We start from the raw sequence: 14,470 nt of genomic DNA, 5'->3' as shown, positions 1-14,470 counted from the left end.
CGCCCCCCCCGAACCCACCCCCCCAAACACCATCAGGCACGGCTAGACGGTGGCGCGCTTAAGCTAAAATGGGGTTTATTGGCGCCCCGGGTGGGCGGGGGGCGCCGCCCCCGCACCCCCGAGGTATTTGGACAAAGAAGAAGAGGGAGAGAAAGCGATCCGGGCGGGCGCAACATGCTTCAGCAACCGTGTTCTGGAGTGTGGGCGGGGATTTCTTTTGGTGCCCGCCGACTGAGCGCTCAGGGTCTGATGCCGGTTACCCATCGTCCGGGCAGGGTTTCAAACCAGTCACGCTCTCGCGCTTATTGTTCTTGCGGCGCAGGCAGAACCGCCCGTGCCTCGAGGCAACCAAGGACGGCAAGCGAATTACGCACGGCGATCTCAGGAGAAGTATGCGGTTCATTGCCCAGCAGACCGGTCAGGCGGCTGTTGTCGAGGCGGATCGGGTATTTCCAATAAGGGGCGATTTCGGCCGCCTCGCGCGGGAAGCCGCCTAAGGGTGCCGCCAGCGAAATAAGCCACCAGGGAAAGCCATAGACCGGCAGCCGACGCCCCGCCGCGTTGCGGATCGCCCTGATCATCTGCTGTCCGTCCGCGTCGTAAATGCCCTCAAACTGTAACATCTCGAAGGGTTTCAGACGCTCGGGCAGGTCAAGCAACCGGGCGAAGGTTTCGGCCAGATCGGGCAGATAGGCCCAGCTATGCCCGGCCCCCCGCGCCGGATTGATAATGCGCTTCAGCGGATTGCCGGCCGAAACCATTGCCTGCGCGAACCAGCTTGCCCGCATGCCCGGACCAAAGAAGTCACCGGCGCGCAGGATCAGCGACGGAACGTCCGGCGCAGCTTGTCTTAACCGCTCTTCCAGTTCGACACGTATCGCGCCCTTGCGGCTTTGCGGGTGCTGGGGGCTGATTTCGCTGATGACCGGGGTCTTCGCAGGATCGAAATTGTAGATCGTGCCGGGCAGAGCGATCCGCGCCCCGCCCGCAGCCCGCGCCGCGGCGATGGTATTGTCGATCATGGGCAGGACAAGCCGGTCCCAGTTCCGGTAGCCCGGCGGGTTCACCGCATGAACGATGACGGAAACGCCATGTGCCGCGCGGATGACATCCGCGCCCCGCATCGCATCGCCCTTGATCCATTCGACATGCGCCGGCCCCCGGCTGCGGGCAGCGGCAAGATCGCGGGCCAATCCGCGAACCTGCCAGCCGTGGCGGCACAGCGCCTTGGCAATGCCGCCTCCGATGCCGCCCGTGGCGCCCAATACAAGCGCCGTTCTGTTCTGTTCCATCATGCGTCTCCTGATCTGCATCTGTTGCGATAGGGGCAGCATGCTTTGGGAAAGCATGAAAAGGAATTGCAAGAAATTCAACAGTTGCTAGAAAGAAATTTATGAGCAATATGATTTCATGGGACGATCAGCGAATCTTTCTGGCGGTCCTGGAAGAGGGCAGCCTGTCGGCCGCCGCCCGCCGGCTGGGCTTGTCGCATCCGACCGTGCGCGCCCGTATCGAAACGCTTGAGAGGCGGCTGGGCGCGGTCCTGTTCACCCGGTCGGTCAATGGCCTGACCCCCACGGAAACGGCCCAGACTCTGCGCGATCCCGCGCGGGCCATGGCGATGGCATCGGAACTGTTCGTGCGCGCGGCGTCTGCCCCTGCCGGGCAGATTGCCGGCACCGTGCGCATCAGCGTGCCGGACTTTATGGGGATCGAGGTGATCCCCGCCATGCTGGCGCGCCTGCACCGGGAATATCCGGCTATTCGGATCGAATTGTCGCTTAGCAATATTCAGGCGGATCTTCTGGCGCAGGAAGTCGATCTGGCCGTGCGAACCATAGCACCGACGCTGGGCGCACTGGTTGCCCGCAAGGTCGCGTCGATTCCCCTGGGGCTGTTCGCATCGCGGGAATATGTCACCCGGCGCGGCCTGCCCGCCGATATCGCCGAGCTTGCCGCGCATGATTTCATCGGGCCAGACCGGTCGCGCAGCGATCTTGCCCTGATCGACAGTTCAGGCATGGGTGCCATCCGGGAGCGCATGGTGCTGCGCACCGACAGCCACCCCGCGCAACTGGCCGCGCTGCGTGCCGGGCTTGGCATCGCGGCGGTGCAGGTTCCGACCGCCACAGCCGATCCGAATCTTGTCCGCCTCTTGCCCGATTTCGAGATCATCCGGCTCGATACCTGGATCGTGACGCATGAGAACCTGTCCCGGGTTCCACGCGTGCGCGCGGTCTTTGACAGTTTGGCCGATGCGTTCAGAATGATTTCAAAAGCCCGGTAAGGATCGGGGCAGGCCCTGCTCATACCGGCACGAAACACGCGCATAAAGAATGACCGATGACCTATCCCACTTTTCTTGCGGGCATGCCATCATGTCTTGTCGTGACGTGAACAGGCAATGCAGGAAAAGCGTTGAAGATGACTGAACAGGTGACCCGGCGTTCCTCTGCGAACCGCTTCGTTTCTCATGGCGTGGCGCATGTCGATACCCCGCGCCGGGACGAACCGGTTCTGGTGAATTTCGTGCTGGTGCCGAAATTCACCATGCTTGCCCTGACCTCCGCGATCGAGCCGCTCAGGGCCGCGAACCAGCTTTCGGGCAGCAACCTGTTCGAGTGGCAGATTTTCTCGGAAAATGGCGAGGCGGTCGTGGCATCCAACGGGGTCGTGATCATCCCGGACGGGGCATTGCCGCAGCGATCTGCGCCCGGCTATGTCTTCGTCTGCGGCGGGGTCGAGCCCGAAAGCACAAGTTCGGCCGTGATCGCCGATTGGCTGCGCGCGCAATGGCGTCATGGCCACACGGTCGGCAGCCTGTGCAGCGGCGCCTATGTCCTTGCCGAAGCGGGCATCCTCAAGGGCAGGAAATTCACCCTGCACTGGGAGAATATTCCCGGTTTCCGCGAAGCCTATCCCGATCTGGATCCGGTCGAGCGCAGCTATTGCATAGACAACCGCCTGATCACCTGCGCCGGCGGCATCGCCGCGGCCGAGATCGCATTAAGGCTGATCAACGATCATTGCGGCGCAGAGCTTGGTCAGGCCGCAATGAATATGTGCCTTCTGACCCACAGACGAACCGCCGAGGATCCGCAAGTCATTTCCATTGCCGCAAGGTTAGGAACCCGGAACGAGTATCTGGTGCGCGCGGTAGAGTTCATCGAGGCGCATGTGGATGAAGAGTTCAATCTGGCCGAATGCGCGGCCTATTCCGGCGTCACTCTTCGGCAGATACAGCGCCTGTTCCGTCAGCATCTGGGCATAACGCCCATGGATTACCGCAATAATACGCGGCTAAGAAAGGCGCGGATACTGTTGTCGGAAACGAATATGTCGGTAATGGATGTCGCCCTTGCCTGCGGCTATTCGTCATCCTCGCATTTCGCCAAGGCGTTTCGCAAGAAATATGGCGTATCGCCCTCGAAATTTTCGAATTTCGGGTGACGCCGGCCGGACAGGCTCTGCCCCACCTCGCCGCAACCGGTCGCGGGTGACGCATCCCCGTAGCGGCAGCCCTGTTTATGCCGCCGCCCCCAGCGGTGCGACAACGCTTCGTCCATAGGCAATGAAGAGACAGATCGCCGCGACGCAGAGCCAGTAGACGATCTCCCCATGCGTGGTCTGGCCAGAGCGCAGGTGAAGAATGGTGAACAGCACCATCTCCAGCGCGATAACGATCGCCGCCAAAGGCACCAGCATGCCCCATTGCCGGTTGATCGCGGGCAAGACCAGCCCTGCAGCGCATAGCAGCTCGATGCCGATCAGCGACATCCAGACGCTATTCGGCATCGCCTTCAGCGACGGCACCATCTCTGTGGAGTTCGAGAATTTCCAGAAGGCACCTATCGCCGTATGTATCGCCAGAACGACCTGCAAAACCCAAAGGATGATATTCATTGCCCTTCCCCCTGTTCTGCGATCCGGGCCACGACTTTCTCCAGTGCGTCCAGAAAACGCGGCCAGCCCGCCATTGCGCCCCGGTGATATGCGGTCTGCTGAGGCTGGAATCCGACCTGTTCCATCCGCAACAGCGTGCCCGCCGCCGTCGGCACAAGCGTCCAGGTCACGACGCTGTGCAAATCCTTCGTATCCCAGCGATAGGACAGTCTTTCATTCGGCTCGATGACCTGCACTTCGCAGGACACGCTGCCCCAATCCGCGGTCAGGCTGAAGCGATGCCCCATCTGCGGCAGGAAATCGTTTTGCATCAGCCATTCCGCGATCAGATGCGGCTCCGTCAGTGCCCTCCACAGCAAATCCGGTCGGCAGCGAAACTCGCGCTCGACCACGACGGAACCTTCGCCCCTGTGTTCATCCATCATCTGTCCATCCGTTTCAGCAGGTCTTCAAGCTTGTCGAATTTCTCGTCCCAGAAGCCGGTCATCTCGCGCACCCAGTTCTGCAACGGCGCCAGCGCCGCGACATCGGCCCGGTACAATGTCTCGCGCCCGTGAATGGTCCCCTGCACCAGACCAGAGCCCTTCAGGATGCGCAGATGCTTCGACACCGCCGGTTGCGAGATTGCCGCCTGCGCAGTGATGGTGCTGACCGATTGCGCACCGTCGCGGCACAGCCGCTCGAAAATCGCCCGTCGCGTCGGGTCGGCGAGGGATCTGAAAACTTCGTTCCGGGACTGGGACATTGTTCCATAACCGTTTGGCTATGTAATTCATATAACCGAATGGCTATTGATGTCAACCGGCAGCGGACAGACCATATTAAAAGCCATTCCCCGCTCGCCTCTCGGCACATAACACCCGCGACTCGCAGCCTTCCCTTCGCCACTGTCAAGCTGAACTTCTGCATGTGGGAAATTCGTGCATTTTTCCGCCGCCGCCGAAGACATCCGGCAGGATGATGGCCATTCCCGGATGATATTCGCTCAGAGCAATAGTTGACAATTTTACCCTGACGTTCGATACCCGGCGCGAGTCGCGCCAGGGTTAGGGTTGTTTCACGGCCGCCTTTATCCCAACAGCCTGCGGCAAGTCCGAATGCGGGAAAGAGACAAGGAACGTCATGAACCATAAGCCGCTGCCGCGTTTGAGCGCGGGGATCGTTGCAACGCTTGCCTGCCTGATCGCAGCGCCCGGCCTTGCGCAGGATACCACCCCGGCTGCTCCGCAGACCGAGACGCAGGTCCAGACAACGCCTGAGACCGAAACCCCCGAAGCCGCGGCCCCCGCAGGCGAGACGACCGGGACGCCGACCGATGACGCCGAGGCAGGCTCGTCCGAGACCGGGGCCGGGACCGGGACCGGGACCGCAGAAGAGGCTGACACCGGCTCTGGCGAAGCGGAAACACCTGCGGCCGAAACCCCGGCCGACGCGGCGGCTGACGGCGCGGAGGCTGACGGCGCGACCACATCCGGGGAACCGGCAACGCCCGACGAACCAGCGTCAGAGGAACAACCGGCGGATACCCCCGGCGAAACGGACGCCGGGGCAGAGACACCGGCTTCGGACGCGCCAGCCGCAGATGCCTCCACCACCGAAACGGGCGCCGGAACAGAGGCACCCGCAGCCGGCAGCCCGGCCACCGATGCGCCCGCAGAAGCGCCCGCCGAGGATCCCGGCTTCCTGCCGCAATCCATTCATGACGCGCTGTCCCCCATCCTGAACACGCCCGAGCGTGATCCGAACCTGCCGCATGACCTGTCGCCCGTCGGCATGTTTCTGGCCGCCGACTGGGTGGTGAAGGCGGTGATGATCGGTCTGGCCTTCGCCTCGGTCGTCACATGGACGGTCTTTGTGGTGAAGCTGCTGGAACTGTGGCGCGCGGGCGCGAATGTCCAGTCGGGCATCAACCGCATCGGACGCTCTGCCAACCTGCCCGCCGCACTTGCCGCGGCCGGTCGCCGCCGCGATCCCGTCTCTCGGATGATCCGCGCCGCATCGCAGGAATACGATCAGTCGGCCCCAGCCTTCGATCAGGCCGGCAATGACGGGATCAAAGAGCGCGTCGATTCGCATCTCGAACGCATCGAGGCCGTTGCCGGCCGCGGCATGGCCCGTGGAACCGGCATTCTGGCCACGATCGGCTCGACCGCGCCCTTCGTCGGTCTGTTCGGGACCGTCTGGGGGATCATGAACAGCTTCATCGGCATCTCGGAAGCGCAGACCACAAATCTTGCCGTCGTGGCGCCGGGTATCGCCGAAGCGCTGCTGGCCACCGCTCTGGGCCTTATCGCCGCCATTCCCGCCGTGGTCATCTATAACGTCTTCGCCCGCGCCATTGCCGGCTATCGCCTGCGCCTCGCGAATGCCGCCGCCGGCGTGCGCCGTCTGGTCAGCCGCGACCTGGATTTCCGTGGCATCGCGCCGGTCGCGGCATCAGCAACGGAGGCCTAGGCCATGGCTGGCGGTATCCGCGAATCCCAGGGCGACGATCTGGTCGAGAATCATGAGATCAACGTCACGCCCTTCATCGACGTCATGCTGGTGCTGCTGATCATCTTCATGGTCGCCGCGCCGCTGGCGACAGTGGATGTGAATGTCGATCTGCCGGTCTCGAACGCAACCCCGCAGCAGCGCCCCGATCAACCGGTCTATGTGACGGTGAAACCCGACATGACGCTGAATATCGGGAATGACGACGTGCCGGTGGCCCGTCTGGGACAGGCGCTGGACGCGGTGACCGAAAGCAACAAGGAAGAGCGCATCTTTCTGCGCGCCGACAAGGAGGTGCCTTATGGCGATCTCATGGAGGTGATGAACACGATGCGTGACACCGGCTACCTGAAGATCGCGCTGGTCGGTCTGGAAAACGGCGCGGCTCCCGCCTCACCCCAGGACGCCGCACCTGCCGCGACGACCCCCGATTCCGCCCCCCCCGCCCCATCCCCCCCGTGACTCCGAGTGGCCACGCCATGAGCGAACGCGCCTCGGTCATCACGCGCGAAACCGCGTTATGGGGCGCCGCCGGTGTTCTGGTTCTGGCGGCGCATATCGCCTTTGGGGTCTGGGTCACCCGTCAGGCCGAAGCGGCAGCCCCTCCGGGTCTGCCCGAACCGGTCTTTGTCGATCTGATGCCCGCCCCCGAACCGGCCGAGGCCCCCGCTGCCGAACAGACGGTGGAAGAGACCGAACCCGAAGAGCCCGAGGCCGAGCCGGAACCCGAGCCCGAGCCCGAGCCGGAGCCCGAATCCGAAGCGGTCGAACTGCCGCCGCTTCAGGAACTGGAGCCGATCGAGGATTTCAGCGAGTTGTTTCCCGAACCGCAGGAAGAGGAAGCGACTCCGCCCGAGGTGGAATCGACTCCGGAACTGACACTCAGCGCGTCGACTCGCCCGATGCGCCGCCCGCCCGAGCCAGAGCCGGAACCCGAGCCGCAGCCAGAGCCCGAACCCCGTCGTGAACCGGAACCGCAGCGTCAGACGCAGCAGGCACCGGAACCGCAACAGCAACCCGCCCCGCAGCCGGCGGGTCAACAGGCCCCGCAGGGCGCAGCCGGACAGGGCGCCAGCGGCATCAGCCCGCAACAGGAGGCAAATCTGCTTCAGCAGTGGGGCGGCAGCATCGGCGCCTGCATTCAGCGGCGGGCGCGTCTGCCGCGCGGAGTGCGCAACGGCGGCACCGTCACGCTGGCATTGGCAGTATCGCGCAGCGGCACTGTGCAGGTTCAGGGCGTGGCCGGGTCTTCCGGTCTGCCCGAACTGGATCAGGCAGCATTGCAGGCGGCACAGCGCGCCGGTCGCTGCCCACCTGCACCGGCCGGACTGACCGACGCTTCCTATAGCTTCGCCCTGCCGATCCGGATTGCCCAGTAACCAGCCCTGCCCCGCACGAATGCTGCGCGGGGCGGGTGCGTTGATTCCTCCCGACAAATTCCCCGGCGGCAGCTTCCGTCAGACCACAGCTTCCCCCACCCGGATTCGCTTCCCCTCCCCCTGCTTCTTCTTTGTCCAAATACCTCAGGGGGTCACCGCGGGACACAAGTAACCGGCGTTTCCGATTTAGTACGGCGCATTCTAGCGTGGATAATCCCGGAAACCGCCAGGTTCGACAGAAACATTTCCTCCCGACCGGACGGCAGATTGGCGATCGAAGCTATTTATAGAAACCGTCGCGCAGGTTGATACCGTGCTCCATCCACGCCTTCATCGCGCAAATCATACCGGTCCAGCCTTCGCAATTGCCCAGACAGCCCTTCAGGCCGGTCTCGGTATCGGGCCAGCCATATTCGCTGATCCGCACCAATGTGCGCCCCTCCTCCAGCGGCTGGAAGGTCATGGTCACGGTGGTCCAGCTATCAGGACTGCCCTCGACCTCCCATTGCAGGACGATCCGTTCGTTGGGTACGACCTCTTGTACCAGCACCGGGAAGGCGCCGGGGAAATCATGGAAATCCCAGGTCACTTCCGCGCCAGTGTCCAGACGGCCCTTCGCGCCGCCGGTGGTGAAGAATTTCGATAACCTGTCCGGGTTCACCACAGTCTCGAACACCTCGTCGACCGGCTTCGATATCCGGCCACTAACCGTAAATTTCAGTTCCATAGCGATGATTCTCCTTGTCCCGCGCTCTATTATGTTATATAATTATAACATGTCAATCGAAGATCAGGATGACGCGCTGTTCAAGGCGCTGGGGCACCGGGCACGCCGGCAAATGCTGGACCTGCTGAAGGCGGGGCCGAAAACCACCGGCGCACTGTGCGAAGCGTTGCCGCAACTGGATCGCTGCACGGTCATGCAACATCTGCGGGTGCTGGAAACGGCCGGATTGATCATCGTCGAAAGACGGGGCCGCGAAAGATGGAATCACCTCGACGCCCTGCCGATCCACGCCCTGAATGAACGCTGGATCGGCCGTTATGCCGCCTATGCGGTCAATATGCTCAGCGAAATCAGGCAGGCATCGGAAAACCCGCAGCGGCAGGACCGGGATGAGGTCCTGCCGGAATAACGCGGCCCATCCGGTTCAATATTCGTCATGCAGCTTCAGCCAGCTCATCGCGCCGTTTTCATTGCGGCCCTTTGGGGTCAGGTCAAGCCAGTTGAACGCACCCATCACCAGTTCGACACCGCGATGATAGGTTGAATAACTGTGGAAGATTTCCCCCTTCTTATCCTTTGTGAAAATGCTGATTCCGAACATGTCCGGGCTGTTCTGAATGACCGAGCCGTAATTGTAGATGGCCCGCCCGGCCGCGCGGTCCGCCTTGGTGAAGGAAACGCCGAAATCATAGTTGAAATCGCCCTCCCCCGACGACACCCACGGAAAGCTCCAGCCCATCCGCCGCCTGACCTTTTCGATCTGCTGAAGCGGCGCGCGGGAAACCGCCGCGAAGGCCAGATCCGCCTGCTCGAAATGCTGCCGGGCCGCATCGATATGATCCGCGACGAAACAACAGCCCGAGCAGATATGATCCGATCCCGGTGTCAGCATGAAATGATAGATGGCAAGCTGATCGCGATCACCGAAAAGATCGCCAAGCCCGCACTCGCCTTTGGGGCCTTCGAAACGATAGGGTTTGTCGATATGGACCCATGGCATCCGCCTGCGCTCGGCACGCAGCGCGTCAAGCTGATGGGTCATGTCGCGCTCTTTGGCCAGCAGCGCCTTGCGGGCCGTCAGCCAGTCTTCGCGTGAAACGACGGGATGTGTCATGATCGATCTCCTGTAGGATTGGCGTGACAATCTGTTCCCTTGCGGCCCGACAGCAGTCTTAGCCAGGGCGGCAGGTGAAACAGGCTCATCAGCAGATAAATCGTGGTCATGCCATTCATCGGCAGCATGCCCGGATCCGACAGGCAGAGCGCATTCATATCCGTCGAGGTGATCCCGGCCATAAAGGCGAAGCCCGGCGTGGCCGCAAGGGTCAGCCAGCCTGCCGCGCCGGACGTTCCTGCCGTCGAAAGCGTTGTCATTTTGCACCCTCCGTCCGATGATCTGCTGAATAGGGAGAAATCTACGACAGGACGGAAGCCGGGTGAGAGTAACAAGCGTGACGGGATTTCGATGGACGGGCTGATTGCCTCTGCGGCGCAGTCTCTGGCAAGGGGCGATGCGCTGTCGGCACTGAAGCGGATCGCCTTGCGCGACGACCCGCCCGCGCTGGCGCTGCGCGGCACCGCCATGGCGCAACTGGGCGATCTGGCACGGGCGCGGGAATTGCTGCGGGCCGCCTCGCGCGGGTTTGGCACAAGGGACCCCGTGGCCCGCGCCCGCTGCATTCTGGCCAGCGCCGAGATCGCATTGGTTACGCGCGATCTGGTCGCTGCGTTGCGGGCGCTTGGCACGGCGCAGACGGTGCTGGAGGCTCATGCCGACCGGGCGAATGCCGCCCATGCCGCCTGTCTTCAGGCCCGGCTGCTGCTGTTGACCGGGCGTCCCGATGATGCCGAACAACGTTGCGATACGCTGGAGTGCGATGCGTTGCCCGCCGCGTCACGTCCCGGCTATTGGCTGGTTGCGGCGGGTATCGCCATGCGGCGCATCCGGACCGGGGAAGCGCGGGCGGCACTGAACCGGGCTGCTCGGGCCGCGCAGGAAACAGGCATCGCCGCGCTGGTGGCCGAGGTGGCGCAGGCACGCGCCGCGTTCGATGCTCCGGCCGCGCAGTTGATCGAAAACGGGGGTGACCGGCTGCTGAGTCTGGCCAAGGTGGAAGCCTTGATCTCCACTGACATGCTGCTTGTAGATATCTGCCGCAATGTCCTTCGATGCGGCACAACTGTGATCCCGCTTGCCGGGCGCCCCGTACTGCTTGCTCTGCTGCGCAAACTGGCCGAGGCGTGGCCCCGCGACGCCACGCGCGAGGCGCTGCTTTTGCATGCCTTTCGCGCGCGCCATGTGGACGAATCGCACCGCGCAAGGCTGCGGGTCGAGATCGGGCGGTTGCGCGGGCTGCTGAAACCACTGGCCGGGGTAAAGGCGACCAGCCGGGGTTTCGTAGTGGAACCCCGTGACGCGCGGAAGATCGCCGTGCTCGCCCCGCCGGTCGAGGGGGAACATGCCGCGCTGCTGGCGCTGCTTGCCGATGGCGAGGCCTGGTCGAGTTCGGCGCTGGCGCTCGCGCTGGATGTCAGCCCCCGTACCGTGCTGCGCGGGCTGGAGGCACTGAAAGAGGCGGGGCAGGTCGATTGGTTCGGCTATGGCAGGGCGCGCCGCTGGATCGCGCGAAACGTGCCGGGTTTCCCGACAAGTTTGTTACTCCCGGTTCCGCTGCCGAAAGGATAGGATGGGTTCCATGAAACATATGGCTGAAATCATCCGCGAATATGGTCCCTTTCATGGCGTCGAAGATGTGCATGGCGTGACCTTCGACGGGCATCAGGTCTGGTTCGCCAGCGGCGACCGGCTGAACGCGCTTGATCCCGACAGCGGAACGGTTCTGCGCGCGCTGGAAATTCCAGCCGATGCCGGAACCGCATTCGACGGCACGCATCTGTACCAGATCGCCGGGCCGGTCATCCGCAGGATCGATCCTCATAACGGCAAGGTACTGGGCACGATCCCGGCCCCGGAAGGCGGCAATTCCGGGCTGGCATGGGCCGAGGGCATGCTTTGGGTCGGCCAGCACCGCGGCCGCAGGATCCATCAGGTCGATCCCGATAGCGGGGCAGTGCTGCGCGTCATCGAATCCGATCGCTTCGTCACCGGCGTCACCTGGGTCGACGGGGAATTATGGCATGGCACATGGCAGGATGGAAAAAGCGATATCCGGCGCATCGACTCCGGGACCGGCAAGGTGCTGGAACAGCTGGAAATGCCGGCAGGTGTCGGAGTCTCGGGGCTGGAATCGGATGGCGATGAACGGTTCTTCTGCGGCAGCGACGGCGGAAAGCTCAGGGTTGTCCGCCACCCCGGAAAGGCAAATATCCCCGCGAAATAATACCGGGCGGGATATTCCACCGGCCTGCTATCCTGCCCCCGCTCCCATGGTCCAGAGCGTGTCGTGCCCGCTTGGCCTCGCTTCCCCCCTTCTTCTTTGTCCAAATACCTCGGGGGTGCCGGGGCCGCGCCCCCCGCCGGATGGTGGGCCCCAGGTTCAAGGGGGCCACCAGCGACCGCCCCTCGCCCCCCCCGCCGCCCCCCCCCCCCCCCCCCCCCCCCCCCCCCCCCCAGCTGTTGGTGCGCCACTGGTTCAAGGGGCCAACCTGCGACGGGCAGTGCCCCCGGCCGTCACGGAGCCCGCACCGCCGCCATTTCCGCCCTGCCATATAGCCGCGCCATGGCCACACCGCGCGTTGCATTCAGGATCATCAGGGCAGCCCATAGCCCATGATTGCCCATCACCGGCGGCAACAGCAGCAGCGCGACCGCATAAAGCGCGACCGCCTGCATCATCGCCTTTCGCATCTCGCGGGTCAGGGTGGCGCCGATGAAGATGCCGTCATACATATAGCTGGCCACGCTGATGGCCGGGGCGAACCCAAGCCAGACCAGATAGAAACGCGCCTCTTCGCGGACCTCGGGCGAAGTGGTCAGCATGTCGATGATCGCACCCCCGCCAAGCCAGAAGACCAGCCCAAGCATGACCGCCCCGCCGACGCCCCATTGCGAGGTGACGATCGAGGCCCGGCGCACATCGGCGGCCCGGCGGGCGCCGACAGCCTGCCCCACAAGGCTTTCGGCGGCAAAGGCGAACCCGTCCAGAGCGAATGAGGTAATCGCAAGAAACTGGATCAGCACCTGATTGGCGGCCAGCGTCACATCCCCCTGCGCGGCGCCAAGAAACAGGAAGCTGGTGATGCTGGCCTGCAAAAGCATCGAGCGGACCATGATATCGCCATTCACCCGCAGCAGGCGATCAAGCCTGTCCCGGGCGAACAGAACGGCAAGGTTGCGGGCCGCGATGACCGCCGCGCGCAGCGCATGCCGGGCCAGCCACAGGCCCAGCAGAATCCCGCTCCATTCGGCGATCAGGGTCGCCAGCGCGACACCCGGAACGCCCATGCCCAATCCCAGCACGAACCAGATATCAAGCGCGACATTCAGTCCGTTCTGCAGCAATTGCAGCGCCAGAACCGCCCCGGTCCGTTCGATGGCGATCAGCCAGCCGGTTATGGCGTAAAGCCCGATCGTCGCGGGCGCCCCCCAGATCCGGATCGACAGGTAGTCACGGGCAAGCGCCTCGACCTCGACCGATGCCGGGGCGATCCGGAACGCCGCCCAGAAGACCGGCAGTTGTATCAGGATCAGCACCAGTCCCGCAGCGGCAGCGATGGTCAGGGCGCGCAGCAGATGCGCCCCCGCCTCGGCCCCGTCTCCCGCACCGTGACTTTGCGCGACAAGGCCCGAGGTACCCATCCGCAGGAACCCGAAGATCCAGTAGATCGAGGTCAGGATCACCGCGCCGATCCCGACCGCGCCGATAGGTTCGGCCCGCCCAAGCTGCCCCACGACACCGGTGTCGACCAATCCCAGAAGCGGGACGGTCACATTGGACAGGACGATGGGAATGGCGATGTTCAGAACCCGCCGATGCGTGATCTTCATGGCCGTGCTGTAAATCCCCTTGGCATGGCGTTCCCGATATTACCCCTGGGGCATCAGGAAATGTCCAGTCGCCTGAGCGAACAGCCGCGACCGGTTATCCTGCCACGCCTCGACATGGACCGAAGCGTAGCGCCGCCCCGACCGTACCACATTGGCACGGGCATAGGCGTCGCGCGGTAATCCCGAGCGAAGGTAATCGACGGTGAAATCGATGGTCTTGGGAAGTCGCGGCAGACTGTCCGGCATCGCCGCATCGGGCGCGATCCGGCCCGATTCCAGATCCTCCCACATCGCGGCCCATGCCAGTTCGACGATGGCGGTCATCTCCAGAAAGGCCGCCGTCACGCCGCCATGCAGGGCAGGCAGATGCGGATTGCCGATCAGCTTCCGGTCGAACGGCAGCACCGCCGTCAACTCATCCCCGCGCCGGTCGAAGCGGATGCCCAGCCAGTTCATATAGGGCACGCCGGAAACAAGCGCCTTCAATGCCGAATCGCGGCGGGACTTGATCTGGTCCAAGGGTTCGTTGCGATCCATCGCCCTGCCCCTACCGCTCTGCCGTGAAGGCGCCGGTCGCGGTCGCCACCGGATTGCCGACATCATCGTCATCCAGCGCAACCGCCCGCATGAAGGCGACCCGTCGGGTCATGTGAAACACTTCGGCCCGCGCGGTGATCCTGTGACCCGGCCGTGCCGTCCGCATATAGTCGATCCGCAGATCGATCGTCGCGGTCGAGCTGGGCTTGCTGTCATCCGCCATCACCGCCGCCCCGCAACAGGTATCCATCAGGGCCGAGATCACGCCACCATGAACCACCCCGCTGCGCGGATCGCCCACCAGATGCTCGGCCCAGGGCATGGAGATCACCGCACGACCGCCGCCGATCTCATCGATTCGCATCTGCAATGCCCGCGCATGGGGAATCGCCTCGATGAATTGCTGCGCGATCCGGGTATGGTCGGCATCCCCCGCTTTGGCAGTTTCCGTGTCGTCCATCGACCGGACCTCCTTGTCTGGCA

The 14,470-nt window shown here is 63.7% G+C and carries 19 protein-coding genes; 9 read left to right on the top strand and 10 right to left on the bottom strand.

Features of this window, described 5'->3' with window-relative positions:
- Positions 1-302 precede the first annotated feature (302 nt).
- Positions 303-1,292: an NAD(P)H-binding protein gene (locus tag Q0601_RS11470; RefSeq protein WP_305289963.1), complete on the bottom strand. Its 990-nt coding sequence runs from the start codon at positions 1,290-1,292 to the stop codon at positions 303-305.
- A gap of 101 nt (positions 1,293-1,393) precedes the next feature.
- Between Q0601_RS11470 and Q0601_RS11465 the strand changes: the two genes are divergently transcribed.
- Both Q0601_RS11465 and Q0601_RS11460 read left to right on the top strand, forming a co-directional pair.
- Complete coding sequence (locus Q0601_RS11465) at positions 1,394-2,287, top strand: LysR family transcriptional regulator (protein ID WP_305289962.1); 894 nt, start codon at positions 1,394-1,396, stop codon at positions 2,285-2,287.
- 137 nt (positions 2,288-2,424) lie between these two features.
- Positions 2,425-3,450 (top strand): GlxA family transcriptional regulator, encoded by a 1,026-nt coding sequence (locus tag Q0601_RS11460; protein ID WP_305289961.1) that lies wholly within the window; start codon positions 2,425-2,427, stop codon positions 3,448-3,450.
- Positions 3,451-3,525: 75 nt separating this feature from the next.
- On the opposite strand, the gene Q0601_RS11455 is transcribed toward Q0601_RS11460, so the two are convergent.
- From Q0601_RS11455 to Q0601_RS11445, 3 genes are read right to left on the bottom strand one after another with little or no spacing between them, the layout of a single operon-like run.
- The gene (locus Q0601_RS11455; protein ID WP_305289960.1) at positions 3,526-3,903 is read right to left on the bottom strand and encodes a DoxX family protein; all 378 of its coding nucleotides are present in this window, start codon (positions 3,901-3,903) and stop codon (positions 3,526-3,528) included.
- Entirely contained in the window at positions 3,900-4,328 is a 429-nt protein-coding gene (locus Q0601_RS11450) for an SRPBCC family protein (protein WP_305289959.1), read from the bottom strand. Before Q0601_RS11450 ends, Q0601_RS11455 begins: the two co-directional genes overlap by 4 nt.
- Positions 4,325-4,648: an ArsR/SmtB family transcription factor gene (locus tag Q0601_RS11445; protein WP_305289958.1), complete on the bottom strand. Its 324-nt coding sequence runs from the start codon at positions 4,646-4,648 to the stop codon at positions 4,325-4,327. The genes Q0601_RS11450 and Q0601_RS11445 overlap by 4 nt, the downstream gene beginning before the upstream one ends.
- Before the next feature lie 377 nt (positions 4,649-5,025).
- Between Q0601_RS11445 and exbB the strand changes: the two genes are divergently transcribed.
- Genes exbB through Q0601_RS11430 form a run of 3 tightly spaced genes read left to right on the top strand, consistent with a single transcriptional unit; the run spans position 5,026 to position 7,775 of the window.
- Entirely contained in the window at positions 5,026-6,357 is a 1,332-nt protein-coding gene (gene exbB, locus Q0601_RS11440) for a tonB-system energizer ExbB (protein WP_305289957.1), read from the top strand.
- A gap of 3 nt (positions 6,358-6,360) precedes the next feature.
- Entirely contained in the window at positions 6,361-6,858 is a 498-nt protein-coding gene (exbD, locus tag Q0601_RS11435) for a TonB system transport protein ExbD (protein ID WP_305289956.1), read from the top strand.
- A 17-nt stretch (positions 6,859-6,875) separates the two neighbouring features.
- Entirely contained in the window at positions 6,876-7,775 is a 900-nt protein-coding gene (locus Q0601_RS11430) for a TonB family protein (RefSeq protein WP_305289955.1), read from the top strand.
- 280 nt (positions 7,776-8,055) lie between these two features.
- Here the strand turns inward: Q0601_RS11430 and Q0601_RS11425 are convergent, their stop codons facing one another.
- A complete protein-coding gene (locus Q0601_RS11425; protein ID WP_305289954.1) occupies positions 8,056-8,502 on the bottom strand; it encodes an SRPBCC family protein in 447 nt (148 codons plus the stop codon).
- Positions 8,503-8,551: 49 nt separating this feature from the next.
- Here Q0601_RS11425 and Q0601_RS11420 point away from each other — a divergent pair, with 49 nt between their 5' ends.
- Entirely contained in the window at positions 8,552-8,911 is a 360-nt protein-coding gene (locus Q0601_RS11420; protein WP_305289953.1) for an ArsR/SmtB family transcription factor, read from the top strand.
- 15 nt (positions 8,912-8,926) lie between these two features.
- Here the strand turns inward: Q0601_RS11420 and Q0601_RS11415 are convergent, their stop codons facing one another.
- Entirely contained in the window at positions 8,927-9,616 is a 690-nt protein-coding gene (locus Q0601_RS11415) for a DUF899 domain-containing protein (RefSeq protein ID WP_305289952.1), read from the bottom strand.
- The gene (locus Q0601_RS11410; protein WP_305289951.1) at positions 9,613-9,876 is read right to left on the bottom strand and encodes a hypothetical protein; all 264 of its coding nucleotides are present in this window, start codon (positions 9,874-9,876) and stop codon (positions 9,613-9,615) included. Before Q0601_RS11410 ends, Q0601_RS11415 begins: the two co-directional genes overlap by 4 nt.
- A gap of 91 nt (positions 9,877-9,967) precedes the next feature.
- Here Q0601_RS11410 and Q0601_RS11405 point away from each other — a divergent pair, with 91 nt between their 5' ends.
- The 3 genes from Q0601_RS11405 (at position 9,968) to Q0601_RS11395 (ending at position 12,175) form a co-directional block, all read left to right on the top strand.
- Positions 9,968-11,188 (top strand): HTH domain-containing protein, encoded by a 1,221-nt coding sequence (locus Q0601_RS11405; RefSeq protein WP_305289950.1) that lies wholly within the window; start codon positions 9,968-9,970, stop codon positions 11,186-11,188.
- Positions 11,189-11,198: 10 nt separating this feature from the next.
- Positions 11,199-11,843: a Vgb family protein gene (locus tag Q0601_RS11400; RefSeq protein WP_305289949.1), complete on the top strand. Its 645-nt coding sequence runs from the start codon at positions 11,199-11,201 to the stop codon at positions 11,841-11,843.
- 140 nt (positions 11,844-11,983) lie between these two features.
- A complete protein-coding gene (locus Q0601_RS11395) occupies positions 11,984-12,175 on the top strand; it encodes a hypothetical protein (RefSeq protein WP_305289948.1) in 192 nt (63 codons plus the stop codon).
- Here Q0601_RS11395 and Q0601_RS11390 read toward each other — a convergent pair.
- From Q0601_RS11390 to Q0601_RS11380, 3 genes are read right to left on the bottom strand one after another with little or no spacing between them, the layout of a single operon-like run.
- Complete coding sequence (locus tag Q0601_RS11390; RefSeq protein WP_305289947.1) at positions 12,134-13,450, bottom strand: MATE family efflux transporter; 1,317 nt, start codon at positions 13,448-13,450, stop codon at positions 12,134-12,136. The two genes, Q0601_RS11395 and Q0601_RS11390, sit on opposite strands and share 42 nt — an antisense overlap.
- Before the next feature lie 39 nt (positions 13,451-13,489).
- On the bottom strand, positions 13,490-13,987 hold the full coding sequence (locus Q0601_RS11385) for a PaaI family thioesterase (RefSeq protein WP_119745538.1): 498 nt from the start codon (positions 13,985-13,987) through the stop codon (positions 13,490-13,492).
- 10 nt (positions 13,988-13,997) lie between these two features.
- A complete protein-coding gene (locus Q0601_RS11380) occupies positions 13,998-14,447 on the bottom strand; it encodes a PaaI family thioesterase (RefSeq protein WP_305289946.1) in 450 nt (149 codons plus the stop codon).
- Positions 14,448-14,470: the final 23 nt, after the last annotated feature.

It is taken from the genome of Paracoccus wurundjeri (genome assembly GCF_030678915.1).
GTDB lineage: Bacteria > Pseudomonadota > Alphaproteobacteria > Rhodobacterales > Rhodobacteraceae > Paracoccus > Paracoccus onubensis_A.
Note: the sequence above shows the minus strand (reverse complement) of the source record. Positions and strands in the feature narration are given on the sequence as shown.

What these genes read in the sequence shown, in the direction of transcription:
- Q0601_RS11470 (WP_305289963.1), bottom strand. Translation starts at nt 1,292, where the DNA reads ATGGAACAGAACAGAACGGCGCTTGTATTGGGCGCCACGGGCGGCATC.
- Q0601_RS11465 (WP_305289962.1), top strand. Translation starts at nt 1,394, where the DNA reads ATGAGCAATATGATTTCATGGGACGATCAGCGAATCTTTCTGGCGGTC.
- Q0601_RS11460 (WP_305289961.1), top strand. Translation starts at nt 2,425, where the DNA reads ATGACTGAACAGGTGACCCGGCGTTCCTCTGCGAACCGCTTCGTTTCT.
- Q0601_RS11455 (WP_305289960.1), bottom strand. Translation starts at nt 3,903, where the DNA reads ATGAATATCATCCTTTGGGTTTTGCAGGTCGTTCTGGCGATACATACG.
- Q0601_RS11450 (WP_305289959.1), bottom strand. Translation starts at nt 4,328, where the DNA reads ATGATGGATGAACACAGGGGCGAAGGTTCCGTCGTGGTCGAGCGCGAG.
- Q0601_RS11445 (WP_305289958.1), bottom strand. Translation starts at nt 4,648, where the DNA reads ATGTCCCAGTCCCGGAACGAAGTTTTCAGATCCCTCGCCGACCCGACG.
- exbB (WP_305289957.1), top strand. Translation starts at nt 5,026, where the DNA reads ATGAACCATAAGCCGCTGCCGCGTTTGAGCGCGGGGATCGTTGCAACG.
- exbD (WP_305289956.1), top strand. Translation starts at nt 6,361, where the DNA reads ATGGCTGGCGGTATCCGCGAATCCCAGGGCGACGATCTGGTCGAGAAT.
- Q0601_RS11430 (WP_305289955.1), top strand. Translation starts at nt 6,876, where the DNA reads ATGAGCGAACGCGCCTCGGTCATCACGCGCGAAACCGCGTTATGGGGC.
- Q0601_RS11425 (WP_305289954.1), bottom strand. Translation starts at nt 8,502, where the DNA reads ATGGAACTGAAATTTACGGTTAGTGGCCGGATATCGAAGCCGGTCGAC.
- Q0601_RS11420 (WP_305289953.1), top strand. Translation starts at nt 8,552, where the DNA reads ATGTCAATCGAAGATCAGGATGACGCGCTGTTCAAGGCGCTGGGGCAC.
- Q0601_RS11415 (WP_305289952.1), bottom strand. Translation starts at nt 9,616, where the DNA reads ATGACACATCCCGTCGTTTCACGCGAAGACTGGCTGACGGCCCGCAAG.
- Q0601_RS11410 (WP_305289951.1), bottom strand. Translation starts at nt 9,876, where the DNA reads ATGACAACGCTTTCGACGGCAGGAACGTCCGGCGCGGCAGGCTGGCTG.
- Q0601_RS11405 (WP_305289950.1), top strand. Translation starts at nt 9,968, where the DNA reads ATGGACGGGCTGATTGCCTCTGCGGCGCAGTCTCTGGCAAGGGGCGAT.
- Q0601_RS11400 (WP_305289949.1), top strand. Translation starts at nt 11,199, where the DNA reads ATGAAACATATGGCTGAAATCATCCGCGAATATGGTCCCTTTCATGGC.
- Q0601_RS11395 (WP_305289948.1), top strand. Translation starts at nt 11,984, where the DNA reads ATGGTGGGCCCCAGGTTCAAGGGGGCCACCAGCGACCGCCCCTCGCCC.
- Q0601_RS11390 (WP_305289947.1), bottom strand. Translation starts at nt 13,450, where the DNA reads ATGAAGATCACGCATCGGCGGGTTCTGAACATCGCCATTCCCATCGTC.
- Q0601_RS11385 (WP_119745538.1), bottom strand. Translation starts at nt 13,987, where the DNA reads ATGGATCGCAACGAACCCTTGGACCAGATCAAGTCCCGCCGCGATTCG.
- Q0601_RS11380 (WP_305289946.1), bottom strand. Translation starts at nt 14,447, where the DNA reads ATGGACGACACGGAAACTGCCAAAGCGGGGGATGCCGACCATACCCGG.